The sequence below is a fragment of the Streptomyces sp. NPDC055189 genome (assembly GCF_053606765.1).
The window spans coordinates 27,663-50,193 of the sequence record NZ_JBSGSG010000051.1 but is presented as its reverse complement, the minus strand read 5'-3'; the positions used below and the strand labels follow the sequence as shown (position 1 = coordinate 50,193).

At 65.3% G+C, this 22,531-nt stretch carries 18 protein-coding genes and 1 pseudogene; 10 read left to right on the top strand and 9 right to left on the bottom strand.

Annotation, left to right across the window (positions count from 1 at the left end):
* Positions 1-56: 56 nt before the first annotated feature.
* The 3 genes from ACWFR3_RS29475 to ACWFR3_RS29465 form a co-directional block, all read right to left on the bottom strand.
* The gene (locus tag ACWFR3_RS29475) at positions 57-830 is read right to left on the bottom strand and encodes a YidC/Oxa1 family membrane protein insertase (protein WP_453737684.1); all 774 of its coding nucleotides are present in this window, start codon (positions 828-830) and stop codon (positions 57-59) included.
* Between the two features lie 138 nt (positions 831-968).
* On the bottom strand, positions 969-1,289 hold the full coding sequence (locus ACWFR3_RS29470; RefSeq protein WP_453737683.1) for a DUF6412 domain-containing protein: 321 nt from the start codon (positions 1,287-1,289) through the stop codon (positions 969-971).
* A gap of 74 nt (positions 1,290-1,363) precedes the next feature.
* A complete protein-coding gene (locus ACWFR3_RS29465; protein ID WP_453737682.1) occupies positions 1,364-1,894 on the bottom strand; it encodes a winged helix-turn-helix transcriptional regulator in 531 nt (176 codons plus the stop codon).
* Between the two features lie 131 nt (positions 1,895-2,025).
* On the opposite strand from ACWFR3_RS29465, the gene ACWFR3_RS29460 reads away from it, so the two are divergent.
* Positions 2,026-3,456: an MFS transporter gene (locus tag ACWFR3_RS29460; RefSeq protein ID WP_453737681.1), complete on the top strand. Its 1,431-nt coding sequence runs from the start codon at positions 2,026-2,028 to the stop codon at positions 3,454-3,456.
* A 23-nt stretch (positions 3,457-3,479) separates the two neighbouring features.
* On the opposite strand, the gene ACWFR3_RS29455 is transcribed toward ACWFR3_RS29460, so the two are convergent.
* Entirely contained in the window at positions 3,480-4,289 is an 810-nt protein-coding gene (locus ACWFR3_RS29455; RefSeq protein WP_453737680.1) for a class E sortase, read from the bottom strand.
* Between the two features lie 212 nt (positions 4,290-4,501).
* Here ACWFR3_RS29455 and ACWFR3_RS29450 point away from each other — a divergent pair, with 212 nt between their 5' ends.
* The 4 genes from ACWFR3_RS29450 to ACWFR3_RS29435 are packed head-to-tail and all read left to right on the top strand — an operon-like array spanning position 4,502 to position 8,347.
* Positions 4,502-5,536 carry an SEC-C metal-binding domain-containing protein gene (locus tag ACWFR3_RS29450; RefSeq protein ID WP_453737679.1) on the top strand — a complete coding sequence of 345 codons (1,035 nt, stop codon included), beginning with the start codon at positions 4,502-4,504 and terminating at the stop codon, positions 5,534-5,536.
* A 35-nt stretch (positions 5,537-5,571) separates the two neighbouring features.
* Entirely contained in the window at positions 5,572-6,006 is a 435-nt protein-coding gene (locus ACWFR3_RS29445) for a very short patch repair endonuclease (RefSeq protein WP_453737678.1), read from the top strand.
* Positions 6,007-6,023: 17 nt separating this feature from the next.
* Complete coding sequence (locus ACWFR3_RS29440) at positions 6,024-7,031, top strand: DNA cytosine methyltransferase (protein ID WP_453737677.1); 1,008 nt, start codon at positions 6,024-6,026, stop codon at positions 7,029-7,031.
* Positions 7,028-8,347 (top strand): DNA cytosine methyltransferase, encoded by a 1,320-nt coding sequence (locus ACWFR3_RS29435; protein WP_453737676.1) that lies wholly within the window; start codon positions 7,028-7,030, stop codon positions 8,345-8,347. Before ACWFR3_RS29440 ends, ACWFR3_RS29435 begins: the two co-directional genes overlap by 4 nt.
* Here the strand turns inward: ACWFR3_RS29435 and ACWFR3_RS29430 are convergent.
* From ACWFR3_RS29430 to ACWFR3_RS29415, 4 genes and pseudogenes are all read right to left on the bottom strand, one after another.
* Positions 8,316-9,203: a DUF6339 family protein gene (locus tag ACWFR3_RS29430; RefSeq protein WP_453737675.1), complete on the bottom strand. Its 888-nt coding sequence runs from the start codon at positions 9,201-9,203 to the stop codon at positions 8,316-8,318. The two genes, ACWFR3_RS29435 and ACWFR3_RS29430, sit on opposite strands and share 32 nt — an antisense overlap.
* Positions 9,200-10,192, bottom strand: coding sequence for a hypothetical protein (locus ACWFR3_RS29425; protein ID WP_453737674.1), 993 nt, complete (start codon positions 10,190-10,192; stop codon positions 9,200-9,202). The genes ACWFR3_RS29430 and ACWFR3_RS29425 overlap by 4 nt, the downstream gene beginning before the upstream one ends.
* The gene (locus ACWFR3_RS29420) at positions 10,189-12,291 is read right to left on the bottom strand and encodes a helix-turn-helix domain-containing protein (protein ID WP_453737704.1); all 2,103 of its coding nucleotides are present in this window, start codon (positions 12,289-12,291) and stop codon (positions 10,189-10,191) included. Before ACWFR3_RS29420 ends, ACWFR3_RS29425 begins: the two co-directional genes overlap by 4 nt.
* A 258-nt stretch (positions 12,292-12,549) precedes the next feature.
* Positions 12,550-13,221: pseudogene (locus ACWFR3_RS29415) on the bottom strand (sigma-70 family RNA polymerase sigma factor); the annotation flags it as partial.
* 138 nt (positions 13,222-13,359) lie between these two features.
* Between ACWFR3_RS29415 and ACWFR3_RS29410 the strand changes: the two are divergent.
* From ACWFR3_RS29410 to ACWFR3_RS29390, 5 genes are read left to right on the top strand one after another with little or no spacing between them, the layout of a single operon-like run.
* Complete coding sequence (locus tag ACWFR3_RS29410; RefSeq protein WP_453737673.1) at positions 13,360-13,986, top strand: hypothetical protein; 627 nt, start codon at positions 13,360-13,362, stop codon at positions 13,984-13,986.
* Positions 13,986-15,602, top strand: a complete 1,617-nt coding sequence (locus ACWFR3_RS29405; protein WP_453737672.1) for an NERD domain-containing protein — start codon at positions 13,986-13,988, stop codon at positions 15,600-15,602. Before ACWFR3_RS29410 ends, ACWFR3_RS29405 begins: the two co-directional genes overlap by 1 nt.
* Positions 15,599-18,760 (top strand): helicase-related protein, encoded by a 3,162-nt coding sequence (locus ACWFR3_RS29400; protein ID WP_453737671.1) that lies wholly within the window; start codon positions 15,599-15,601, stop codon positions 18,758-18,760. The genes ACWFR3_RS29405 and ACWFR3_RS29400 overlap by 4 nt, the downstream gene beginning before the upstream one ends.
* Positions 18,757-20,649, top strand: coding sequence for a DrmB family protein (gene drmB, locus ACWFR3_RS29395; protein ID WP_453737670.1), 1,893 nt, complete (start codon positions 18,757-18,759; stop codon positions 20,647-20,649). The genes ACWFR3_RS29400 and drmB overlap by 4 nt, the downstream gene beginning before the upstream one ends.
* The gene (locus ACWFR3_RS29390; protein ID WP_453737669.1) at positions 20,646-21,749 is read left to right on the top strand and encodes a hypothetical protein; all 1,104 of its coding nucleotides are present in this window, start codon (positions 20,646-20,648) and stop codon (positions 21,747-21,749) included. The genes drmB and ACWFR3_RS29390 overlap by 4 nt, the downstream gene beginning before the upstream one ends.
* On the opposite strand, the gene ACWFR3_RS29385 is transcribed toward ACWFR3_RS29390, so the two are convergent.
* Positions 21,687-22,427, bottom strand: a complete 741-nt coding sequence (locus ACWFR3_RS29385) for an ATP-binding protein (RefSeq protein ID WP_453737668.1) — start codon at positions 22,425-22,427, stop codon at positions 21,687-21,689. The genes ACWFR3_RS29390 and ACWFR3_RS29385 overlap by 63 nt on opposite strands.
* Between the last annotated feature and the right edge of the window lie 104 nt (positions 22,428-22,531).

Here is a 22,531-nt window from a genome sequence, read left to right as displayed (position 1 = left end):
GACCGGACCGTTACCCATCGGTAGGACAGACGGTCACCCTGGGGTAGGCAAGACGGTCACCCGGCGGCAGCCAGCGCCCCGGCGCCGATCGGCACATCGCGGTAGAGAACGGCCCGCTCGATCGCGCTCCAGGTGGTGCTGGTGACGACGTACAGCGCGGCGGCCAGCGGCACGAAGGCGACGGTGAACAGCGTCATGAACGACATGAACGGCATGACCTTGGTGATCGCACCCATGCCGGGCACCTGCTGGGCATCGGCGCCGCCGGTCGCGGGCCCGGCCGCAGCCGCGGCCATCTGCTTCTTCGTACGCCGGAAGTTGAAGGTCGCGACGGCGGCCACGATCGCGAAGAGCGCGAGGTAGACGAGCCCCTGCGCCCCGAAGACCCCGCCGTCGCCGAGCGCGTCCGCCCACCGCCCGCCGAGCGGCGCCTCGAACAGCTTGTGACCGAGCAGCGCGTTGGCCTCGCCGCCGATGCTGGAGTTCGAGAACAGGTGGTAGAGCAGGAAGAACGCCGGCAGCTGGAACAGGCTGGGCAGGCACCCGGAGAGCGGCGAGACCTTCTCCGCGCGGTGCAGTTCGAGGACCGCCTTCTGCAGCTTCTCGGGGTTCTTGGAGTGCTTCTTGCGCAACTCGGCGATCTGCGGGTTCAGCCTGGCGCGCGCCTTCTGGCCGCGGGCCGACGCCCGCGACAAGGGGTGGACGAGGAGTCGTACGCAGGCGGTGAAAAGGATGATGGCGGCGGCCATCGCGGAGGCGTGGAAGACGGGTTCGAGCAGATCGGCGATGGAACCGACCAGGTCAGCGAACAGGGACATGAAACCGGACATGGAGAAGCCCTCCGGGGGTCTCGTCGTGCCGAGGAGAAAAGAGAGTCGAGCTGGCGCTCTTTCGGCGTGACGGCCCGCGCGGGGGGCTAGGTCAGTCGGTAGTTCCCTGAACGGGAAATCGGGAAATCGGGAAATCCCCTACGCGGCCGTCATGACGAGACGGCCCGGTGCTCGGGGTCGCCTGCGCCCGGAGGCGTCGGGATCGCGCTGCGGCAGGAACGCCGTGCGCTTCTCGCGGTCGCGGATGGCCGTACGTACCCGGGTGCGGGGCACGGCGGGTGCGCAACGCGCGGCGATCAACGAGCAGACGGCGAGCGCGGAGCCCGCGGCGGCGGTCGCGGCGAGCGCGACGGCGGCGGTGAGGCTGCTCGCGTCGAGGAGGACGACCTCGACGAGGAGGAAGAGAAGGAGGCCGGTGGGGCGGAGGGCGGTTTTCCAGCTGCGGATCACGTCCTGCATCGCTTCTCGCCCCCTCTCCTTGCGGTCCCGGTTCGAATTCCTCGCGCGCCTGTACGACGTATCGCGTACTGCCGTTATACAGGATCCGTCTCGACGGCCGTAAGGAGCCTTCGGGGCGTGAGCAGCGCCCGGCTGACCGGATCGGACGGGTCCGGATCGAGCCCCGGACCGGGCACCATCTCGACGTCCTCGACGGGTACCAGGATTCCGCAGGCCGGGCATTCACCGACGACGCCAAGCTCCGTGCCGCACGTCACATGCCGGAAGTACCGCAGCGGTTCGGTGTCCGAGAAGTTCTCGCGTCCCCAAGCGCCGAGCACGCGCAGCGCCGGCCAGAGGCCGCGGCCCCGCTCCGTGACGACGTACTCGTGACGCGCGGGCGCCTGCGCGCACGGCCGCTTCTCCAGGACGCCGGCCGCGGTGAGCGACTGGAGGCGCGAGGCGAGGACCGCGCGGGGGATGCCGAGGTGCACGAGGAAGTCGTTGTAGCGCCGCACCCCGTAGAGCGCGTCGCGGACGACGAGCAGCGTCCAGCGCTCCCCGACGACCTCCAGGGCGCGGGCGATGGAGCACTCCTGCCCCGCGTAGTCCTTGCCGAGAGCCATGGGTCCACCTTAGCGACTTTACGACTTCCAGGTTCAGTGAATGAACTTTAGCTGCTACGGTCGGCACATCGCTACAGGTTCAATGAATGAACCTCACTTCGCGGACTCTGATGCCCCTGGAGGAGCAGGCCATGTCCCCATCACCACGGCTGGAACACACCGCGGTCACCGAGGCTCCCGTGGCGGCACCGGCCGCACGCGCACCCGCGGCCCGCCCGCGCCCCGGCGCCACACTCGCCGTCACCAGCGCGGCAACGGCCGTGGCCCTGATGACGTACACCGCGCCGATGGTCACGCTCCCGGACACGGCCGCGTCCCTGCACACCCCGCTCTCCGCGCAGGCCTGGCTGCTCAACGGCACCCCGCTGGGCCTGGCCGCCCTGCTCCTGGTGGCGGGCAGCCTCGCCGACGACTACGGCAGGCGCCGGATCTTCCTCGCCGGTACGGCGGCACTCGGCATCACCACCGCCCTCGGCGCGCTCGCGACCTCGACGTGGCTCTTCACGCTCGCCCGCGTGGCACAGGGCGCGGCGAGCGCGGCGATCCTGGCGGCCAGCCTCGGCCTGCTGGTGCACGCCTTCCCGGCGGGCCCCGGCCGCATCAGGGCGACCGGCATCTGGGGCGCGTTCGTGAGCGGCGGCATCGCGGTGGGTCCGGTACTCGCGGGCGGCATAGCGTCACTGGCCGACTGGCGCCTGTCGTACGTGGTGCTCGGCGCGGCGGCGCTCGCGGTGGCCGCCCTCGCCCCGCGCGCCCTGACGGAATCGCGCGCTCCGCACAGCGGTCGCCCGGACCTGGCGGGGGCGCTGACGCTGGGCCTCGCCCTGGTGGCGCTGGTGGCGGCCCTGACGCTCGGCAGGGACGGCTGGCTGCGTATGCCGGTGGCGGCACTGCTGGTGGCGGCGGCGGTCCTGCTCGCCGCGTTCGCAGCGGTGGAGCACCGCTCCGCGTCCCCCATGCTCGACCTGGCCCTCCTGCGCCAGACACCGTTCCTCGCGTCGTCGGCGGGCGGCTTCTTCACGGGCTTCGCGGTGATCGCGCTCTTCAGCTACCTCCCGACCCTCCTCCAGCAGACGCTGCCCATGTCGGCCATGGCAACGGCGGTCCTGCTCGTGATCTGGTCCGGCACGTCGTTCGCGGTGGCCCTGCAGGCGCGCCGCCTGGCGGGCAAGGTCTCGCCGCGTCACCAACTGGCCCTGGGCTTCGCCCTGCACGCGGCGGCGGTCCTGACGATGCTGTCCGCGGTCGACGCGGGCCCGTGGCCCCTGCTCCTGCCCGGCCTCGTCATCTCGGGCGCGGGCAGCGGCCTCCTGAACGCGGCGCTTCCCCTGCTGGCGGTCACTTCGGTCCCGGCGGACCGCGCCGCGATGGGCTCGGGCGCGAACAACACGGCGCGGTACATCGGTTCGGCGGCGGGCGTCGCGCTGATGATCGCGGTATCGACGTCGGCGGGCTCTACGTCGGCGGGCTCGGTGGCGCATGGGGCGCAGGTGGCGCTTGTGGTGTCGGCGGGGTTGGGGGCGGCGGGGGCGTTGCTGGTGTTGGGGCTGCGGGGGCGCTGATCCCCGGGCATGGCGGCCCGGCCTTACCGCGGCCGCATCGACTGCAGCTTCCCCCACACGATGAGCCGGTACTTGGAGGTGTACTCGGGGGTGCAGGTGGTGAGGGTGATGTAGTAGCCGGGAGAGCTGTACCCGTGCCCGGATTTCACGAGGCTGCGGGGGACGGCGCGGATGACGCCGCTGTCTCGGGCGGAAGTCTGGGCAAGGACCTTGTCGACGACGTACGTGTAAACGGCCTTCTTGGTCTCGACGACCATCTCGTCACCGCCCCCGAGCCGATCGATGCGGCGAAAGGGCTCACCATGGGTATTGCGATGCCCGGCAAGAGCGAAATTCCCGCCCTGCCCCGGCTGGGCGGTGCGCGGATAGTGCCCGACGTACCCCTTGTTGAGCACCGCACTCTTACTGACCCCCTCGGCAACGGGCACGCGTATCCCGATGCGGGGAATGCGGAGGACGGCGTAGGCCTGGTCCCAGCGGGGGGCGGGGGCGGCGGCGGATTGCGGCCGGGAGGAGCCACGGCCGTCCGAGGCCCCCGAGTCAAGGTCGGTATCAGCCTCACCCTCATCCTCATCCTCATCCTCAGGCGCGGCAACGCCGTCGGGAGGCAAGGTGTCCGACCCCGTCCCGGTCCCTGTCTCCGTCTCGCTCCCCCACTCCCGCTCAAGGGCCTGGACCTTGCGCTCGGCGCCTTCGCGGGCCTGGCGGTTGGTCCACCAGAGCTGGTGGACGACGAGAAGCAGCAACACAAGCCCGCAGGTGACGGCGGCCTCGGCCCCGCCCCACACGAGCCGGGCAGCACGCCCCCGCCGACCACGATCCCGACCCTGCATCACGACAGGAACCCGCTCCACCACCCGTTCCCGCACGCCGGCACCGCCCCTCCCAAGAGGGCGGCAGGTTAAGCCCAAGCCCGCCAACAAGCCATGGCGATCACACCGCGCGAAGCAACAAAAGCGCGGCCACCCCTATCCGCCCCCCGATCCGCCCTGATCTGCACGGCAACCCTCCTGCAACGCCCCCACTCGGCAGTACGGTGTCCCGTATGCGCCCCGACACGCCTGCCGACCACATCGCCGAAGCCGAGCGCCTGGAACGGACCGCCGGCTTGTACCCCGAGGACACCGAGCACCTGCTGCTCCAGGCCGCGGCCCACCTGGAACTGGCGGGCGAACGCGACCGCGCGACCACGCTCTACGACCGCCTGCTGGCCCCGGACGCCCCCCAGCGGGCGTCCGCCCCGACCCTGATCCGGGCCCTGAAGGCCTCGAACCTCTGGGAGTACGGCCACGAGGCGGAGGCGAGGGCGATCATCGACGGAGTCCGCGCGGCGGCCCCGCGGGACCCGGCCCCCTGGGTGATCGCGGCGGAGTCCCTGGAGTCCCACGACGAGCTGACCCAGGCGCAGGAAACGTTCACGGAGGCCCTGGAACTCCTGCTCCCCCAGTCACCTGGCGGAGGCACCCCGCCCACCCCCTCCTACGAACAACGCCCGCTGCTGTTCGGCCGTCACAGGGTGCGCCGCCTGCTGGGCGCGGAGCACGACGCGTGGGACGCCCTGGCGGACGAGGTCTCATCCTCTCCCGTCCCCCTGGACGAACTGCACGACCCGAAACGAATCTGGTCCCTGGGCTCGGACAACCCGGCGGAACTCCGCGCGGAAATCTCGCGAATCCAGGCGGAGTTGGGCTCGTACAGGGAAGCGTTGTCGCGCCCGTTCCCGGTAGCGGTCCTGCACTGGTCATCAGCAGAACTAACGGAACTCCTGACGGCGTACCCGTCCCTGGAATCCGAATACCCCTCGCACGAGGCGCACTTGTCGACCATAGAGTCCTCACTCCGCGAACTCTCGACCTCGGGCACCCCCAACCTGGGAATCGTCACGGGCACGGTCCCGTCGTACGAGGCGTTCGCAGCATCGGAGGGCGCCCAGCCGACGGACGTGTCGTTGCTGCCGCAATACGCGACGACGCTGGCGGCGCGGGGCCGAGCTGTGGGGTGGCCGCCGGAGGCGGGGGCGGGGTGTTGGTGCGGGTCGGGCACCGTTTACGGCGAGTGTCACGGGGCGCCGCAAGGCTAGGACGCCAGGTCGGTAGTAGGTAGGACACTGGGAGCATGCGCACCGCACCCCCCTCCAGCCCCGACGTCTCAGCCCGCATGAGCAGACAGACCAACCAGGATACGAGTGCCGAATGGGCGGTGCGGCGGCTACTTCATGCCTCCGGATACCGCTATCGGACCCACTACCCGGTGCCGGGCATGCGCAGGCGCAAGATCGACATCGCGTTCACGCGCGCAAGGTTGGCTGTCCTGATCGACGGTTGCTTCTGGCATGGCTGCCCGGAGCACGCGACCCACCCCAAAGCAAACGCGGAATGGTGGCGGCAGAAGCTCGATCGCAACATCGAGCGAGATCAGGAGACGAACGCACAACTACTGTCCGAAGGGTGGACGGTCCTGCGCTTCTGGGAACACGAGTCTCCGGAGGCCGTCATGCGCAAGGTGGCCGCGACCGTCGAGCGAGAAAATGCGTGCAGACGGAATCGATAGGAAGTGGGCGGGGGCCGGTGAACGAACTGCGATTCGTCGATGTGTGCGCGGGGGCGGGTGGGTTGGCCTTGGGGCTGGAGCACGCCGGATTCGAACCCGTACTGCTTATCGACAAGAAGTCTGTGGCGTGCGACACACTGCGCACGAACCGTCCGACGTGGCAGGTCCTGGAGTCGGATCTACTGGACTTCTCCCCCTCCCGCCACAAGGAGATCTACGACGTAGATCTCCTCTCAGCCGGACTACCCCGTGTGAAGTCCAGCGCGACCGTCGCGCGGACCGATACCGGGGCCGAGCTGCGCCTGCTGGAAGCGACCGTCTATCTGGCGCATGCCGTCCAGCCCCGGACGCTGATCATCGAGAACGTACCGGGCCTTGTGGGCGCCCCCGTTTTCGAGCCGATACGCGATTTCATCCGCAAGGAGCTCGATCATCTTGGCTATCGGTTCCGATGGTTCGTCCTGAACGCAGCCGACTTCGGGGTGCCGCAGGACCGGAAGCAAGGACTGCTCGTCGCGCTCAAAAAGCAGTACTTCGACAAGTTCCGTCCGCCGGAGCCGACGGTGAGCAAGCATCTGTCCGTAGGCCGGGCCCTGCGCCACTCGATGGCCACGGGCGGTTGGCGTGACGCCGACCGATGGGCGGCCCAGGCGCTCGGCGTGGCTCCCACCTTGGTGGGTGGGTCGGACAGGCGCGGAGGCGCGGATCTCGGACCGACAGGCACGAAGAAAGCCTGGGCCCGGATGGGCGTAGACGGAGGCACAGTAGCCGACGATGTTCCCGACCCGGACTTCGCTTGGGCCCCGGAGACAGGTCGGCACGGGATGGTCAGGATCACGACGGACCAAGCCGCTCTCCTGCAAGGCTTCCCGTCCGACTGGAGATTCACCGGGAAGAAGACAGCCCGCTATCGCCAGATCGGGCATGCCTCACCACCGCCGGTGGGCAGGGCACTCGGGCTGGCGGTCCGAGCCGCGCTGGGGGCGCCCTCAGGTCCCGTCGCCGGCTACACTTCAACCCCATGAACAGCCCGGGAACGCAAGCGCACCATCTTGACGACGTCCGCATCTTGGATCTCTTCGCAGGTCCTGGTGGACTTGACGTCGCCGCGCACTTCCTGGGCTTCAAGAGCATCGGGATCGAGTTGGACCGGAACGCGTGCGAGACACGCTACGCGGCAGGTCTGCCGACGATTCACGCCGATGTGAGCGTCATGCGCGAGACCCGCTTCGACGAGATTCCCAAATCGGTCGACGTGCTCGCCGGGGGGCCACCCTGTCAGTCCTTCTCGGTCGCGGGCAAGGGTGCGGGACGCAAAGCGCTGGACACGGTGAAAGAGTTCATCCACCGTCTCGTGGGCGGGGAAGACGAAGCCTCGATCGACAAGGATCTGCACGCTCTCGGCAAGGATCTGCGTACCGCCTTGGTCCTGGAGCCCCTCCGCTGGCTGATCAAGGCGATCGAGACAGAGGACCGCGACCCGTACAAGGTGATCGTGCTGGAGCAGGTACCCGCGGTCCTGCCGCTCTGGGAGGTCTACGCAAAGCTTCTGCGTGGCGGCGAAGGGCGACTAAGAGGCGTCAAGTACGAAGCTGAATGCTGGGAGTTGAAAACCGAGCAGTTCGGAGTTCCACAGACCCGCACACGCGCCGTACTCGTCGCTCGGCGCCCGGGCCATGGAGCCATCCAACCGCTCGAAACGACACACCTGCCGTTCGACTTGCATCGAGGTAAACGCAACGCTGTTCAGGCAGACATGCTCCCGACCGAATCCGCAATTCCGAGGACCAAGCAGCCCTGGGTTTCCATGGCGGAGGCACTCGACGCGGCGAGCAAGCTGAAGGACTCCCCCATGGATGTATCCCGACTACGAACGGGAGGCAAGATGAAGTTCTTCGTCGTCTCAAACTACGGCTCCGGAGGCGACCCGAAGAACCGAGGCAGGCGCCTGTCCGCCGAGCCCTCATTCACAGTCACCGGGAAGATCTCTCGGAACAAGGTCTACAAGAGCAATGCGGAATACGAAGCTAAGAAGTACGACCGCTTCGACATCGCCGAGTCCGGGGTACTCCAGACCTTCCCACACAACTTCCCCTGGTCTGGAAACGACCAGGCGCAGCAGGTGGGCAATGCGGTACCACCCCGACTCGGCATGCACGTACTCAGCAAGGCACTGCGCGGGGACGCCCCCTCCGACGACGAGTTGGAATCAGCGGCTACCTGGCCGAACGTGCCCCAGACCACCACGGATGAACTGCGCGTGATCGGGTGCGGCGATCAGGACCAATGCCCTCCGGACGAGCACAAAGTCACTCGCTCTGGTCGGAAGTCCGCCCCCTGACCTGCGCGTCCGTAAAAAGCTCCTCGAAGTGGCCTACCAGTCTCTCAACCGCACCCTCTGGGGCGCGCTCCTCCTCCGGCCCTTCGGGCAGGTTGTTCCTGGGCGAAGGTAGCGATGATTCGGCACCCGCAATCCACTCGCGCAACGGCTCCCCGTCCCGCTCTCCATCCGGAGCGATGACGTCGTACATCAAAGTCGCCGCGGCAGCGTTGACCGCAGGTGTCAATGCGTTCACTTCTCGACCGGTGCGCACGGTGCCTCGCTCCATCAACCTGACGAGGGCCAGAGCCGTAGGGCGATGATCGATTATGTCCAGCCGCAGAGCGGAGTTGAGCATGTCCTGGTTGCCGCAGGCCACCACAACGGGACGGTAGTCCGCGCCGTCGCGGAAGAGTTCGGCAGCCCACCAGAGCCTGGCGAACGTCTGCTTGGCGTGCGGTCCGACGAACTTGTCCCGGGCCACGCTCCCGTGTGAGGCACCGGCCTTCGGCTCGGACAGATGCCGCCACACGACGTAGTCCGGCGCCACGCCAAGGGCCAGATACGTCCAGAGCCCCTTCTCAGCCGCCTCCCGACGGGTCAGTCGAAGGGTCTCGTGCAGACGCGGTGCCAGCCACGCATCCGCTGCCGTGGGCCGCTCGTCCCGGAACCTGTTCAGCGCCTCATCGATGAGATCCCGTACTCGATGCAGCCGTAGTCGCCCATCGTCGCCCGCCAATGTCTCGGCAACCTTGTTCAGTGCGATGGAAGGGACGTCTTCGCGCCCCTCGAGCAGTCCTGTGGAGATGTACTCGGCGGCCTGCACATCGGAGATCAGAGCAAGTCGTTCCGGCAGGTGCTCGGGGCGAGAAGTCACGAGTTGGCCTCCTGGCCCAGTCGTTCGATGTCGCGGACTGTGGCAGTCAACGCTTTGGGGACCTCGGCGCGACGGCTGGCTGCGTACTGGATCCGCGGCTGCAGGTCCGACCAGCTCCCATCACCCATACGCCGGACGTACACCTCTCGGAGGGCGTCCCCCTCCGACCGCCCGGGCACGATGTCCGGGAGCATTTCGCGGAGCACTGCACCTCGCCAGTCGGGCGGAAAGAGCGGAGTTCCGTCGTCCTCGATGTCCAGGTCACCGATAGCGGTGTGGAAGACCGCAGTCCATACATCGGCGCACATCTGAGCCAGCAGCATCTCGCCCACCACGCCCTCCAGCTGCGAGCCCTGGCCTTCCACGAGGGCCACGAGGCCCTCGAAATCCGAGTTCAGGCGAACGGTGGGCATCCGCCCAGAGGTGTCCACAATCCAAGGGGCATCCCGGAAGCTCCGCAACCACTCCGCACCGCGGGCGAAGCTGACCGTGGTGACCTCGAGTGCGCGATCTCTGAGCGGGGCGTCGGCCGTCACGTCGATCAACCACTCCTGGTCGGTGGAGGCGATGATCCTCCCCGGTGTGCCTCCGACTGTTGCCACCACGTGCACAGCAAGGGATGCACGGTCCAGGTGGTCGTCCCGGTCGAGCTCGATCTCCCCGCTCCACTCCCTGCCACCGTCTGCTGGACCTGACAGCCGTGCGACAGTGCGCAGATTGGTGGCCCCCTCTGTCAGAACGGCGACAACAGTGATGTCCGACCAGTGGCCCTTCGCCTCGATCTCACGCGCTGGCACGGTCGCCTTCAAGGTGAGCCGCGCAGTCTGCCAGTCGTCGCGTTCGGCCCTACCGAGTGCCACGACCTGCTCGACAACCGAGAACGCCCTGGTGTCCAACTGCTCACGGATGTCGCCCGGGCCACGCAGCCGCACGGCCGTGACTCGCGCTGTCACCGCGCCGGTCGGTCGGGGGTACGGGTAGGCCCTCACGCCGCGCCCCCCTTGCTCTCCTGGAGCTCGACAACAAGGCCTGTCAGCGCAGCCCGCACCGGATGCGTGGCCACGTCGGTGACGCCTCGAAAGACTGCACGGCGCGTTCCCGGAGCGAAATACAGCACGCCGTCGTCCAGTTCACAGTTGCTGACAGCCACCAGCTCTGCCCACTTCACCACTGGACGAGTGCCGGAACGAACCTCCAGCTTCGCCACAGGACTCATGCGCCATGGCTCCTCCCCGTACGTCACCTTGACCTCGGCGGTGACTTGCCACGCACCGGAGGAGTCGACCACAGCCTGCAGATCGTTCAGCTTCGGAGGTGGCATCACCCCTCGGGCCTTCGTGATGGCCCTGCCCGAGATCTTGAGCCGCTTACTGACCTTGCTCGTACCGCGCGCCTTCTTCTCAGCCGGAATGGCCACAAGTTCGTGCACGGCTCTGTTGGTCTCCGAAGTCAATGCCTGGATGCGCCGATGAGCCGAAGGCGAATAGCGCATCCTCAACTCCTCCGTTTGCGACCACTTGTTGTGTTCAGGCGGCTCGGAGAATCGGAGAAAGTCCTCGGCCTCGGCTGCGAACGGGGCGTCATCCCCGGCCGCCAGCCCTGCAAGCAACACGGCCTGGAACGGATTGGTCCCGAGAGGAAGACGAGGCACCCAGCTGGTCTTGACCGTCATGCGATTGCCACGCATCTGCGTAACGCGATTGATCGGGCCGTCGGCATCCGTGGCGTCGGTGACGAGGAGCACTGCCCGGTGCTCACCAGCGGAACCAGCAAGGCCATCCCTTTCCGGGACCTTCAATGGCACCGATGTAACAGCCACTTGGCCGGGTTCGGTGAGGCGTTCCACGGTGGTGCCGCTCAGGAAGGCCCGGAGAGCTCGTGAGCGCGCGGGTTGATGCACATCGGGATCGACCCGCTCCTCCGCAATGCATACCACGCCATTGCGCAGCGTCCGTACTGATGCCTCCAGCAGTGGCCGGCGGTCAGCTCCCGCTGTCATCGCGGCCCAGAAGTTGCGCCCTAGCGCCGCGACCAACCTCTGGTGCATGCGCTCCAAGCTGTCCTCGTCGTCGCCGACATCGCCGCCCGGGTCCTGACCTGCCCCGACGAGACTGGCCACATCATGTGCTCCGACAATCAGGAAGGATGTGCCGGGATCATCGCCTTCGCGGGTGAGGTGAAGGTTTTCGACCGTCTCTTCATCAGCCCACCAGGAGCGGACAACCTCCCCGTTGTCCGCCTCGGTATCCGGCTGGCCAAGCCAAGCAGGACCGGCGAATTTCCTACCGTCCACCTCCCGCCAGGGCAGATCGAGGCGACCGATCAGCCGTCGTTGAGTGTGTCCTTGGTGCGGCTCGGAGAGCGTGGAGTTCATGAGGACCAGCCCCAGCCGGCTGGTCGCCCAGAGCGTGGCCTTCCCAAGGCCGTATGAACCACCGGCTGCCGCATCCGACTTTCGACTCTCGAGCTGGCGCCGCACCACAGCAGCGAACCGACCGTCCTCGTAGTCGTCACCGGTGAGCCCGTTGGCGTTGTAGTCGTCCACACGAAGAAGAACCAGCCGATCTCGCGCGAGCGTTTCCCGAAGACCGGCACTGATGACGCGTCCGACCTTCTGGTCCTGCGCCGCAGCCGCCTCGTAGTGGGGAAGGAGGTCATGCCAGCGGATCGCAGTCCGAAACCGGGCCAGGGCATCACCGGTCAGTTCGTGCAGGGTGTAACAGACACTGACCGGTTGGTCGTTCCTCTTGTCGCGCTCGTCGAGGCTGTTCTGAGTCGCCTCGCGGGCCAGGACCTCCAGATCGGCCTCGAACGCGAATGCCGCCGCGTTGCCGAACTCCCGCCCGCCGTCGTCGTGCCCAGGGCGGTGATACCAGACGGCTGGGGTCTTCACTTCATTGTCCGGGCGCCCTGGCGCAACACCAGGATCATGCAAGGTCTCGTCCTGCGGGACGCCCAGCGCCTCCCGCACTCCGGCCAGGAGCTCCGGGCGAGGCACGGAACGGCCACCGAGCCAGGCTTCGACGACCGCACGCGTCACTCCCAACCGGGCAGCAAGTTGACCTTCCTCGATCTCGATGTCGTGCATTCGGTCGGCCAACCAACGACCGAACTCCGCCTCTTTCGCGGTCACTGCTTCCCCTCTCCCATCGGAACCGTTCGCGCCATCCGGAACCCCGCTCCTGGAGCCCGAGATCGAGTCGTCGACATGCGCCTCCGCCTGAGCCGCGGAGACCGCACGAACTTGGGGTGCTCGTTCGGCTCTCTTCTCCTCGACGAGGTGAGGGATTCTGCGGCTGCCGACTTGCACACCCGGATCATCAGGGTCCAGGCCCAACTGGACCCTCATCGCCTTCATGGCCCGCTTCTCGATCTGCCGGATACGTTCCCGAGTGACACCGAAATCCTTCCCGATGTCGTCCAGCGTCCAGGGTCGACCATCGAAGAAGCCAAATCGCAGAGACAGAACCTTCCGCATGCGTTCCGTGAAACCACACGCATCAAAGAGCTGGAAGAGCTGTTCGCGCTCGAATTGAGCCCACAGCGTCTGCTCCGGCCCCGGCACCGGGTGGAATCTGTCAACCACCAGGTCCCCGAGGGTCGCGTTCTCACTGACCGGATGCTCCAGCGAGAGAACGAGCCGACGGCTGAGCCGCAAACACTCATGCACCTTCTCCGGCTTGAGTCCGCATGCCAGCGCGAGATCGTCAATATTGGGCACGACGCCTCGGTTCAGGAATTCCCGTTCGGTCTTCCGTACCTTCTCGATATGGGTCCACATGTGAATCGGTAGCCGAATAACCGAACCCTCGTCACCAATCGCACGACTGATACGTTGCCTGATCCACCAGGTGGCATAGGTGGAGAATTTGTACCCCATGGAGACATCGAATTTCTCCACTGCGCGCATCAGCCCGATCATGCCGTGCTGTGCCAGATCCTCGTACATCAAGCCGTTATGAGCATGTCCCGAACTCTGCAAAATCTTGTGAACGAGCCGCTGATTGTGAACCACCATCGCGGTGAAGGCCCGATAGGCCTCACTGTCTCTCGGCAAGTGCGCGGCGTATCTGTCGGGCAACGCCTCCGAGGCCTCTTTTCCCTCACGGAACAAGAGGCAGAGTCCGACTTCCTCCTCAGCGCTCAGGAGATGCCGGTGAAGGTGGACTCTCCTACGATCGGCGTCAAGCAACCGCAGAGCAGCCCGGCGGGCAGCCTGCTGATTGTCGACACGAACCTCGCCACGTCGTGCCTCGAGATTCGGAGCCTCTTCCTCCTCTCCCGTAGCCGGGTCGAGGGCATCGTCGGTCTCGGCGTCTCCGACGGCCGAGTCGAGATCGTCTTCAGCTTCGGCGTTCTCTGCGCGTTGATCACCGAGAGCGACCACAGGCTCGGGCTCTGCCGTATGGCGCGCGACTTCGCCTACGACGCCTCCCAACTCATCCGCTACGAGGGCGGCACACAGCGACCGCTTCTGTTCCAGATCAAGCCGCGCCGCCAACACGACCTGGTCCAGAGCTGTCTGAGATTCGACCCCCTCAGCCAGAAATCGCCGTATAAGACCAAGGAGTACATACCAACCACCGTCACCTACAGCATGATTGGACGCCGCTCCGCTCCGCTCCGTAGTCATCCCGCCCCGTGCCCCCGCTCCATCGCCGTTCCCTCTCAGTCCATCACCAGTCGCACCACCACTGCCAGCGGTTCGTTGCAAAGAACGACGACCCGCGGCATCTGCACTCGATACCGTGAAGTTAGTTGGCGTGACCATGGGGAGAGTTGATGCGGATATTTCCGAGCGAGATCTCGAGCAGGACCAGGAGCCAGGGGGAGCGCAGCGTCTTCGCCGCGCTCAAGGCTATTCAGGATGACCAGAGCGTCGCGCTGCACTCGGTTCATCTCCCTGAGCACCGCAAGAAGCGGGTCGGTGAGATTGACTTCGTCGTCATCACGCCCGACCTCCTGCTCTTCATCGAGGTCAAGGGCGGAAGGGTTGTTGAAGACGATGGGAGCTGGTACTACGGGCCGGTGGGCAGGGAAGACGGCCCCAAGGAGAGCCCCTTCGTCCAGGCCAGCGGAGGCATGCACGAGTTTGAGCGCGAGATCGGCGGCCTGGTCGGCGACTTGAGGAACCTTGGTGTCCCCAGCGGGTACTTGGTTGTGACCCCCGACATCGACCTGCCGCCACTGACCGAGTACAAGCCCGAGCAGTATCTCGGCAAGACCGCCTACGACGGCGGACGTGGTCTGTCACAGGGCATCGAGCGGGCGGCGCGCTACTGGCTCCGCCGGAACCGGTGGGCTCGGACACCCGTCCCGGCTTCATTGCGCAAGAGGATGCTCGAGGCCACTCGCCCGCAATTCGACCTCGTACCCAACCTTCACTCCAAGTTGCTCCACCTCGATGTCGCCTTTGAGCGTCTGACCAACGAACAGCTCGACAGACTCGACGAGTCGGAATCCAACGACCGTCTCATCTGGACCGGCGGAGCAGGCACCGGAAAGACATTCCTGGCGGCCGAGGCAGCACGCCGCAAGGCTGTGAACGGCAGCGTCCTGTTCACTTGTGCCAGCACCACTCTTGCCGCCCACGTGGCCGGAATTCTCACAGACGAGGCGATCACCGTCCTACCGTTCGACCGCCTTGACGAAGCTGTCGGCCGCACCTTCGACCACCTGGTCGTGGACGAGGCGCAGGACCTGATGACCTTTGAAAGCATGGACACCCTGGAGAAGTTGCTCGTGGGCGGCCTTGCCGAAGGCCGCTGGCTCTTCTTGCTCGACCAGAACAACCAGGTTCTGGCCCCTGCCTCGTACGACCCGGAAGCATGGAACTACCTGCTTTCGATGGGCTCCCGCTTCGGACCTCTTCGGCGCAACTGCCGCAACACCACACAGATCGTGAAGCAAGTCCACTTCTACACGGGTGCCGACCTCGGGGTGGCCTCCGCCGGCGAGGGCGAGCCGGTCCGCTTCGAGTACGTGGACGGCGCCCCGCAGGAAGCCGTCGCCTTGGACACCTACGTGAACGATCTCGTCCAACAGGGCATTTCTCCGAAGGACATCACGTTGTTGTCTGTATCCGGGGACTGGGAAACGAGTTCCGCGCGGCTCTCCCAGCGATCGTCCAAGATCGAGCGATTCGTAGATGTCGTCGGGACCGAACGTACCAAGAACCGTCTCACCTGGTCCTCCATCGCGGACTTCAAGGGGCATGAGAATCACGTGGTCTGTCTCATCGACCTGGAACCCGCTCATCTCGAGGGTCGACTCGACGCGATCTACGTAGCCTGGACCAGGGCTAGGGCTCAACTGTGGATCTCGTGTCGTCCCGGGTCCCGCCAGAAACTGAAGGATCTGGGTGTGGCCGGGCTGGAGCGGATGGGGTCCCAGGGATGAACGAGATCGAGGGTCAGCTCACCGCACATCGAGCGGACTTCGGCGCCTACTTGCGCAAGCAGTTGGTCGGCCCAGCCATTTCCAAGGACGAAATACTCGTCGATCCGCCCGACAGGCGCTATCTCATGGGGACCTTGTATCCGCGAGGCGCCTCCCTGCTCGAGCACTCGCAAGTCGAAGGCGAACAAGAAGCACACGAAAACGAAGCCGGAAACAGCGAGGAGGACACGTTCGCCGACGACCCGGTCGCAGAGGCGAATGCGTGGCTGCCCTCGTCACTCGGATTCTCCTTCTTCACGGACGCTCATCACATCGAGGTGACATGTGGGGCGTCTCGATACCTGACGTCCCGCCAAGGCGGACGCCGAAGTTGGGAACGCCAGCCGCGCCTGTCCACGACGAAGACTGTCGCCGTGGATCAGAAAGAAGCGATCTCTGTGCTGGACGGCCACGGCCGTCTCCACGTGCGCTGGCGCCCGTTCGGAGGTGGACACCTCATCACCTGCGTACTCGCCAATGGGCACGATGAGGAGGACAGCACCCACAAAGACCGGGACCTGATGCTCTTCCAGGCTGAGTTGGCTGCGACCACGGTCGATGGGCGGATCCTCGAGTATCCGAGCACCAGGCTCAACAGCCGGGACGAGGAGGAACAGGAGCTGCGCGTCCAGTACCGGAATACGGTGACGAGGGCCGTCGGTCACGGTTGTGCCGTCGACTGGAGCGAAGATTCCCAAGAGATCACCACTGTGCGGGCCCAGGTCATGCCGCAGCAAGTGGTCGCGCACATCAAACCCGACGGACCGAAGGACCTGCCGGTACTCAACCTCGCTCACCTGTCGCAGCCCGCTCTGCCCGTCGAAGACCTCAAGGCCGAACTGCACTCCTTCGTCCTCGACTACCGCAAGTGGTTCGACACTCAGAAGTCACAGGCAACATCCCTGCGGCCGTGGGCCGCAGCTCCCGCCGCACGCATCCTCGAGCGCATCGACGTCGCACTCGGTCGCATGGAATCCGGCGTGGAGGCTCTGACCGCCCCGACTGTGGGCGGAACCAAGGCTCGCGAGGCATTTCGACTGGCCAATCGCGCTATGGCGCTCCAAATGCTGCACAGTCGATCCGAGTTGGCGGGGAGCCGTCGCCGCAGGGACAGCGACGTCACGGAGCTTTCCGAACCCGACGGCAGTTCTGCGTGGCATCCGTTCCAGCTCGCATATTTCCTACTCGTGGTCGAGGGCCTGATGCACCCGGAACACGAGGACCGCAGAACAGTGGACCTCATCTGGTTCCCCACCGGTGGCGGAAAGACCGAGGCCTACCTCCTCACCGCCTGCTTCGAGATCCTCTGGCGCCGGCTACGGTTCGGAGCCGCGGGCGGCGGCACCGCCGTGCTGAGCCGATACACGCTGAGCTTGCTCACCACTCAGCAATTCCAGCGCACGGCCACAGCCGTCTGCGCCCTTGAGTACATCCGCAGAGGGCACGACGGACCGCTCGTCGACGATCTCGGCGAGGAACCCTTTTCCATCGGCCTCTGGGTGGGCAAGGACACGACGCCGAACACGGTCGCCGCCGCGCAGGATGAACTCAGCACCCTGATGCAGATGAACGAACCGGACGACCGGTTCCTGCTGGAACGCTGCCCGTGGTGCGGTACCGAAATTGTTCCGGAACGGCAGGGTCGGCATCAAGACTTCGGCATCAGAGCCGACGGCGTCAGCACCTCGTTCTTCTGCCCGCGGAGAACCTGCGTCTTCCATGAGCGACTCCCGGTCACCGTGGTGGACGAGCAGATCTACGAGGAACCTCCGACCTTCGTGCTTGGCACCGTCGACAAGTTCGCCCGATTGGCGTGGGAGCCGAGGGCGGGCCGGTTGTTCGGCGGGAACGGCACGCATAAGCCGTCCTTGGTGATCCAGGACGAGTTGCACTTGTTGGCAGGTCCGCTGGGCACAACAGTCGGACTGTACGAAACGGCGATTCTCGAACTGTGCGCATGGGATGACTTCGTCCCGAAGGTCATCGCCTCAACGGCGACCATTCGACGCTCACAGGATCAGATCCGCAGTCTCTACGGTCGTCCCACACAGCTCTTTCCCCCCGCGGGTATCGACGCCGGACATTCATATTTTGCCTCGCCCGACAAGGAAAAACCCGGGCGCCTGTACGTCGGTGTCATGGCCCAGGGACACACAGCTTCGACGTCGACCGTTCATGTGGGAGCCGCCTGTCTCCAAGCACCAAAGGAGATCTGCGACGACGCCACCCTTCAGGACACGTACTGGACCACAGTCGCCTACCACAACAGCCTTCGTGAGCTGGGCCGAACCGTCACCATCGCGAGGGACGACATCCCCGCTCGCCTCGAGCATCTGACCCAGGACGCCACGCGGCGCCGCAACCTGGACGACGACGCGGTAGTGGAACTCACCAGCAACATCCCTCGCGCGGCCCAACCTCGACTCCTCGAACGCCTGGGCAAACACTTCAAGGAGCGTGGCAGCATCTCGTTCCTCGCCACGACCAACATGCTCTCGGTCGGGGTCGATGTCCCCCGACTCGGACTCATGATCATGAATGGGCAGCCCAAGACGACATCGGAGTACATCCAGGCCACCAGTCGTGTAGGTCGCCGTCAGGTGCCGGGCCTGATCGTCACCCTGTTCCGGTCGACCAAGCCCCGCGACAGGTCCCACTACGAGTCCTTCGGTGTCTACCATCGAGCGCTCTACCGGCATGTCGAACCGACCAGTGTCACACCATGGTCCGTACCCTCACGAAACCGTGCTCTGCACGCGGTACTTGTCATCCTCGTGCGACACGCGCTCGGCCTGAACTCGGAGGACCGAGCGGGGGACATCCTCGATCACACGGACGGCGTCACACGGATCCGGGACCTCGTCGTGGACCATGTACGACGGGCGGATCCTACGGAGGCCGTCGCCGCGACGATACAACTCGACTCCTTGATCGCAGCATGGCAACAAGAGGCCGAGATCGCGCGCAACGACGGCAGCCGCCTCTACTTCCAACCTCAGGGGCGCATGCACATGGCGCTCCTGACCGACTTCGGCAAGCAGGGTGGCCTCTGGGAGACAGCGCAGTCGATGCGTAATGTCGACCGCGAATGCCTGGTCGCCGTGAGGGGAACGCCGTGAAGGACATTCGTCGCAAGGTTCGCAGAGGGCAGACCATCGTGCCCTTCGGTGTCGGAGGCATCCTGGATCTTCGAGGTGAATCATTCGTCGCGGCGGATATTCGCAGCTGGGCCGCGAACGGCGAGCGTGTGGAATCGACCCGCCTCGCGAAGAAATTGGGGGTACAGGACTTTCGCTCCGCTCCCGTCATTCCATCTGGAAAGGCTGCATTCGCAACACGTATCGGTCCCGTCTATGTACGCTTCCCCAAGTGGCTGTTCTGTCCTCAATGTCGCGAAATGACATTCTGGCGCTCGGGGGGTGAGCAACGGGACAAGGCGCCAGTGTGCGCCCGCTGCGCCGGAAAGCCGCAGCTCGCTCCGATGCGTTTCATCCAGGTTTGCCGAGCGGGGCACATGGCCGATGTCGACTGGCGCCGATGGGCTCACTCAAGACCCGAGGACCACGCTCAGCGCCAATGCCAGCAAATGCGTATCCGATTCGTTGCAACGCCTGATTCCTCGGGCCTGGACGCTCTACGGGTCGAGTGCGCGGTATGCAGGGCCGACCGGAGCCTGGATGGAATCAGTCAGAAGAACATCCTAAAACAGGTCGGTCTGCCCTGCCTCGGAGGTCATCCGTGGCAATCACCCACGGACGAGCCCGAACTCTGCGAGGAAACCCCTCAGGCAGTGCAGCGCGGCGCCTCCAATGTGTACTTTCCTATCACGCACTCAGCTCTCGATATTCCGGCACCTGCGGGAATGAATCATCCCGACGAAATGACCCAAAGAGTCTTCGACAATCAATACTGGCCTCATCTTCTGAGCGCAGAGGGTGGGCCTATCACCGACAACTTCAAGGCGATCATCGCGACCCAGTGCGAAACGTCGGAAGAGTTCGTCGAAACCCTGCGCCGCCGCCATGCAGAGAACGCAGCCGCCATGCCGTCACCGGTGGACTCAGACGACGACCTGAGCATCGACGAATGGGCTGCCTTCTCCACCCCGGAGTCAGTCACCGGATCGCGGACCTTCTCCGTGCGGCGAACCGAGCTCGGAGTACTGCATGACGACCCCGACTCCATGCAGGAGCTCGCCGCACGGATCGCGGGAGTGGTCGTGGCCGACCGTGTGCGCGAGGTCCGTGCGCTTGAGGGGTTTTCTCGATATGAACCCAGCGGGACAGACAGTGACGAAGAAAAGGGCGGCCGACTGGTATCGGTCAATACAGCAAACCGAGCGCAATGGTTGCCCGCTATCGACACCTACGGTGAAGGCATCTTCATCTCCGTCGACGAGGAGCGTCTGCACGCCTGGGAAGCCATCCCAGCTGTTCAAGAGTGGACGCGCCGGATAGAACTCAACTTGAATGCTTCGTTCAAGGCTGATCGACTGAGAGGGAAGTCCGGACCGGAACTCCTCCCGAGATTCGTGATGCTGCACACGTTGGCTCATCACTTCATCCGGCAGCTGTCGTACGACAGTGGATACAACGCTGCCTCGTTGCGGGAACGCGTCTATGCCAGAAGTCATGTCAGGGGTAGTGAACTACCTCCGCAAGCTGGTGTGTTCGTCTACACGGCAGCGGGAGATGCCGAGGGAACTCTGGGTGGACTCGTCCGTCAAGGACAACCACCGAATCTACTGGAGACCCTGATCCGCCTGCTCGAGTCGGCCCAGTGGTGCTCACAGGATCCGCTGTGCGCCGACTCGACCGGCAGGTCACTTGCCAACCTCAACCGGGCCGCATGCCACGCGTGCACGCTGCTTCCCGAGACATGCTGCGAGATCGACAACTCTCTCCTGGACAGGACTCTGCTGATCGGCGACGGTAACGTCCCAGGGTTCTTCCATGGGGTGGTCCAGGCCGCGCTCGAGGAATCGGCGGAAGCCGTGGAACTTCAATGAAATTCCCTTCCCTCCTCGAGATCGCGGACGAGCAGCGAGCCGTCATCGACCTCCCGTTCCACGGATCCCATGTGGTCACGGGTACGTCGGGTGTGGGCAAGACCGTGATGGCCGTCTATCGCTCATGGGCACTCGCCACCGCTCGCCGCCGCGTCACACTCTTTACCCGCTCGAATCTGCTGCGGCAGTACATCAGTCAAGCATCGCCGGAACTTACCGAATTCGTCGAGGTCACCACCTTCGACCGGTGGATCAGACAGCTCTGGCAGTCCCGCTTCCGCACACAGCCCCCGTGCACCGACGAGGACGGATGGGACTACTCCTGGTTCGAGATGCATCGGGACTGCATCCTGCAAGGAATCACATCCTCGACCCATCTGGTCGTCGACGAAGCCCAAGACGTGCCCGTCCACTTCTACGAATTGTGCCGCACCCTTGGTGTCGGAGTGACAGCGTTTGCCAACGAGGAGCAACGGATCGATGACGATCACAGCACCGTTGCCGAGATCTGCCGAGCACTGGATGTGCAAGGTGACCCGATCGTCCTGCACGAAAATCACCGGAACACACGGGAGATCGCGCTGCTTGCAGCCGAGTTCCATGGAGGTGTCAATCGCAACCCGGTGCGCCTACCGACGCAGGCCGGCCACCGGCCCGGCATCACCAGAGTTCCGTCCCTGGACTACTTCCTCACCGAGTTCGCCCTCTATTTCCAGGCACACAAAGATCGCAGCATCGGAATCATCTGTAGGTCGACCCTCCTACAGCGAGAGATACAGAACAGACTCACACACCTCAAGCTCGACCAGTACACCCAGGCCTATGTGTCCAACGACCGATACCGCGCGGACGTCAACTTCTCCAGGTTCCCGATCCTGATCGTGAACACGGCCAGCATGAAGGGTCTTGAGTTCGACAGCGTTTTCGTGCCGGACCTGGATACCTATACGGAGGATCCAACGACGGTCTTGGCGCGCCTGCGGTTGTTTCTCCTCTGCACGCGCGCTCGGAAGGATCTCCACTTCGCTTATCGCGGACTACGGGAGCCTCCCATCCTGTCGGGCATCTCGGAATCTCTGCTGACCCGACGTGCCAGCTGACGTATCGCCCGCCTCCTCGACCTCAGCTTCGAAGTGCTCCTGCGCCCGATCCAAAGCCTCGTCCGGGTCGCAACCATGCGCTCGCAGCCAGTGGAGGAGGTCCGCGATGGCATCGATCGCAACCTCCTCCGCAACGGCGACCGTCAAGGACGAGCCCACCTCACGCCTCGAAGCTCCCCTCTCTCCGTAGTGGCCGATCAGAGCCTCAGCACGATCAACCCGCAGACCGCCCGCGTGACCGCTCGGCGATCCCAGTCTTGTTGCCAGCTCACACCAGGTGACCTTGGAGTCGCTCCGAAGGATCACGCCCCATCGGTCGGCAACCGCGTCGAGAAGCGCCATGCCCCGCCCGCTTTCCGCGTCCGCCTCGGCCGCGAGCAGGGTAGGCAGAGCACGCGTATCAGGGTCGCCGATCTCGATGCGGACGCACGTGTCCTTCATCGTGAGTCCGAACGTCGTGGGCGTGTGCGGGCCCACATGCGTGATGACGTTGGCCACGAGCTCGCTCACGCACAGCTGCGCCGCTTCGACGACCTCGGGCAAGCCCCACTGCGTCAGATGAAGCCGCACGAGGCGCCGCAGGACTGCCACCTCCTCCGGCTCGGCCAGGAAGGGCAACTCCCATGCCTTCCTCCGCACTCCGCACCGACAGTCAGACATGTCGACCAGCCTCTCCATGCCGCACAGGCATCGCTTACTGTGCCTGTCTGTGTACCTAGAGTTGCAGTGGAACTCTCAAAATGGAACTCTCACAACGGCGTTCCGGGAGCACGTAGCTTCGT

What these genes read in the sequence shown, in the direction of transcription:
- ACWFR3_RS29475 (WP_453737684.1), bottom strand. Translation starts at nt 830, where the DNA reads ATGTCCGGTTTCATGTCCCTGTTCGCTGACCTGGTCGGTTCCATCGCC.
- ACWFR3_RS29470 (WP_453737683.1), bottom strand. Translation starts at nt 1,289, where the DNA reads ATGCAGGACGTGATCCGCAGCTGGAAAACCGCCCTCCGCCCCACCGGC.
- ACWFR3_RS29465 (WP_453737682.1), bottom strand. Translation starts at nt 1,894, where the DNA reads ATGGCTCTCGGCAAGGACTACGCGGGGCAGGAGTGCTCCATCGCCCGC.
- ACWFR3_RS29460 (WP_453737681.1), top strand. Translation starts at nt 2,026, where the DNA reads ATGTCCCCATCACCACGGCTGGAACACACCGCGGTCACCGAGGCTCCC.
- ACWFR3_RS29455 (WP_453737680.1), bottom strand. Translation starts at nt 4,289, where the DNA reads ATGCAGGGTCGGGATCGTGGTCGGCGGGGGCGTGCTGCCCGGCTCGTG.
- ACWFR3_RS29450 (WP_453737679.1), top strand. Translation starts at nt 4,502, where the DNA reads ATGCGCCCCGACACGCCTGCCGACCACATCGCCGAAGCCGAGCGCCTG.
- ACWFR3_RS29445 (WP_453737678.1), top strand. Translation starts at nt 5,572, where the DNA reads ATGCGCACCGCACCCCCCTCCAGCCCCGACGTCTCAGCCCGCATGAGC.
- ACWFR3_RS29435 (WP_453737676.1), top strand. Translation starts at nt 7,028, where the DNA reads ATGAACAGCCCGGGAACGCAAGCGCACCATCTTGACGACGTCCGCATC.
- ACWFR3_RS29420 (WP_453737704.1), bottom strand. Translation starts at nt 12,291, where the DNA reads ATGCACGACATCGAGATCGAGGAAGGTCAACTTGCTGCCCGGTTGGGA.
- ACWFR3_RS29405 (WP_453737672.1), top strand. Translation starts at nt 13,986, where the DNA reads ATGCGGATATTTCCGAGCGAGATCTCGAGCAGGACCAGGAGCCAGGGG.
- ACWFR3_RS29400 (WP_453737671.1), top strand. Translation starts at nt 15,599, where the DNA reads ATGAACGAGATCGAGGGTCAGCTCACCGCACATCGAGCGGACTTCGGC.
- ACWFR3_RS29390 (WP_453737669.1), top strand. Translation starts at nt 20,646, where the DNA reads ATGAAATTCCCTTCCCTCCTCGAGATCGCGGACGAGCAGCGAGCCGTC.
- ACWFR3_RS29385 (WP_453737668.1), bottom strand. Translation starts at nt 22,427, where the DNA reads ATGGAGAGGCTGGTCGACATGTCTGACTGTCGGTGCGGAGTGCGGAGG.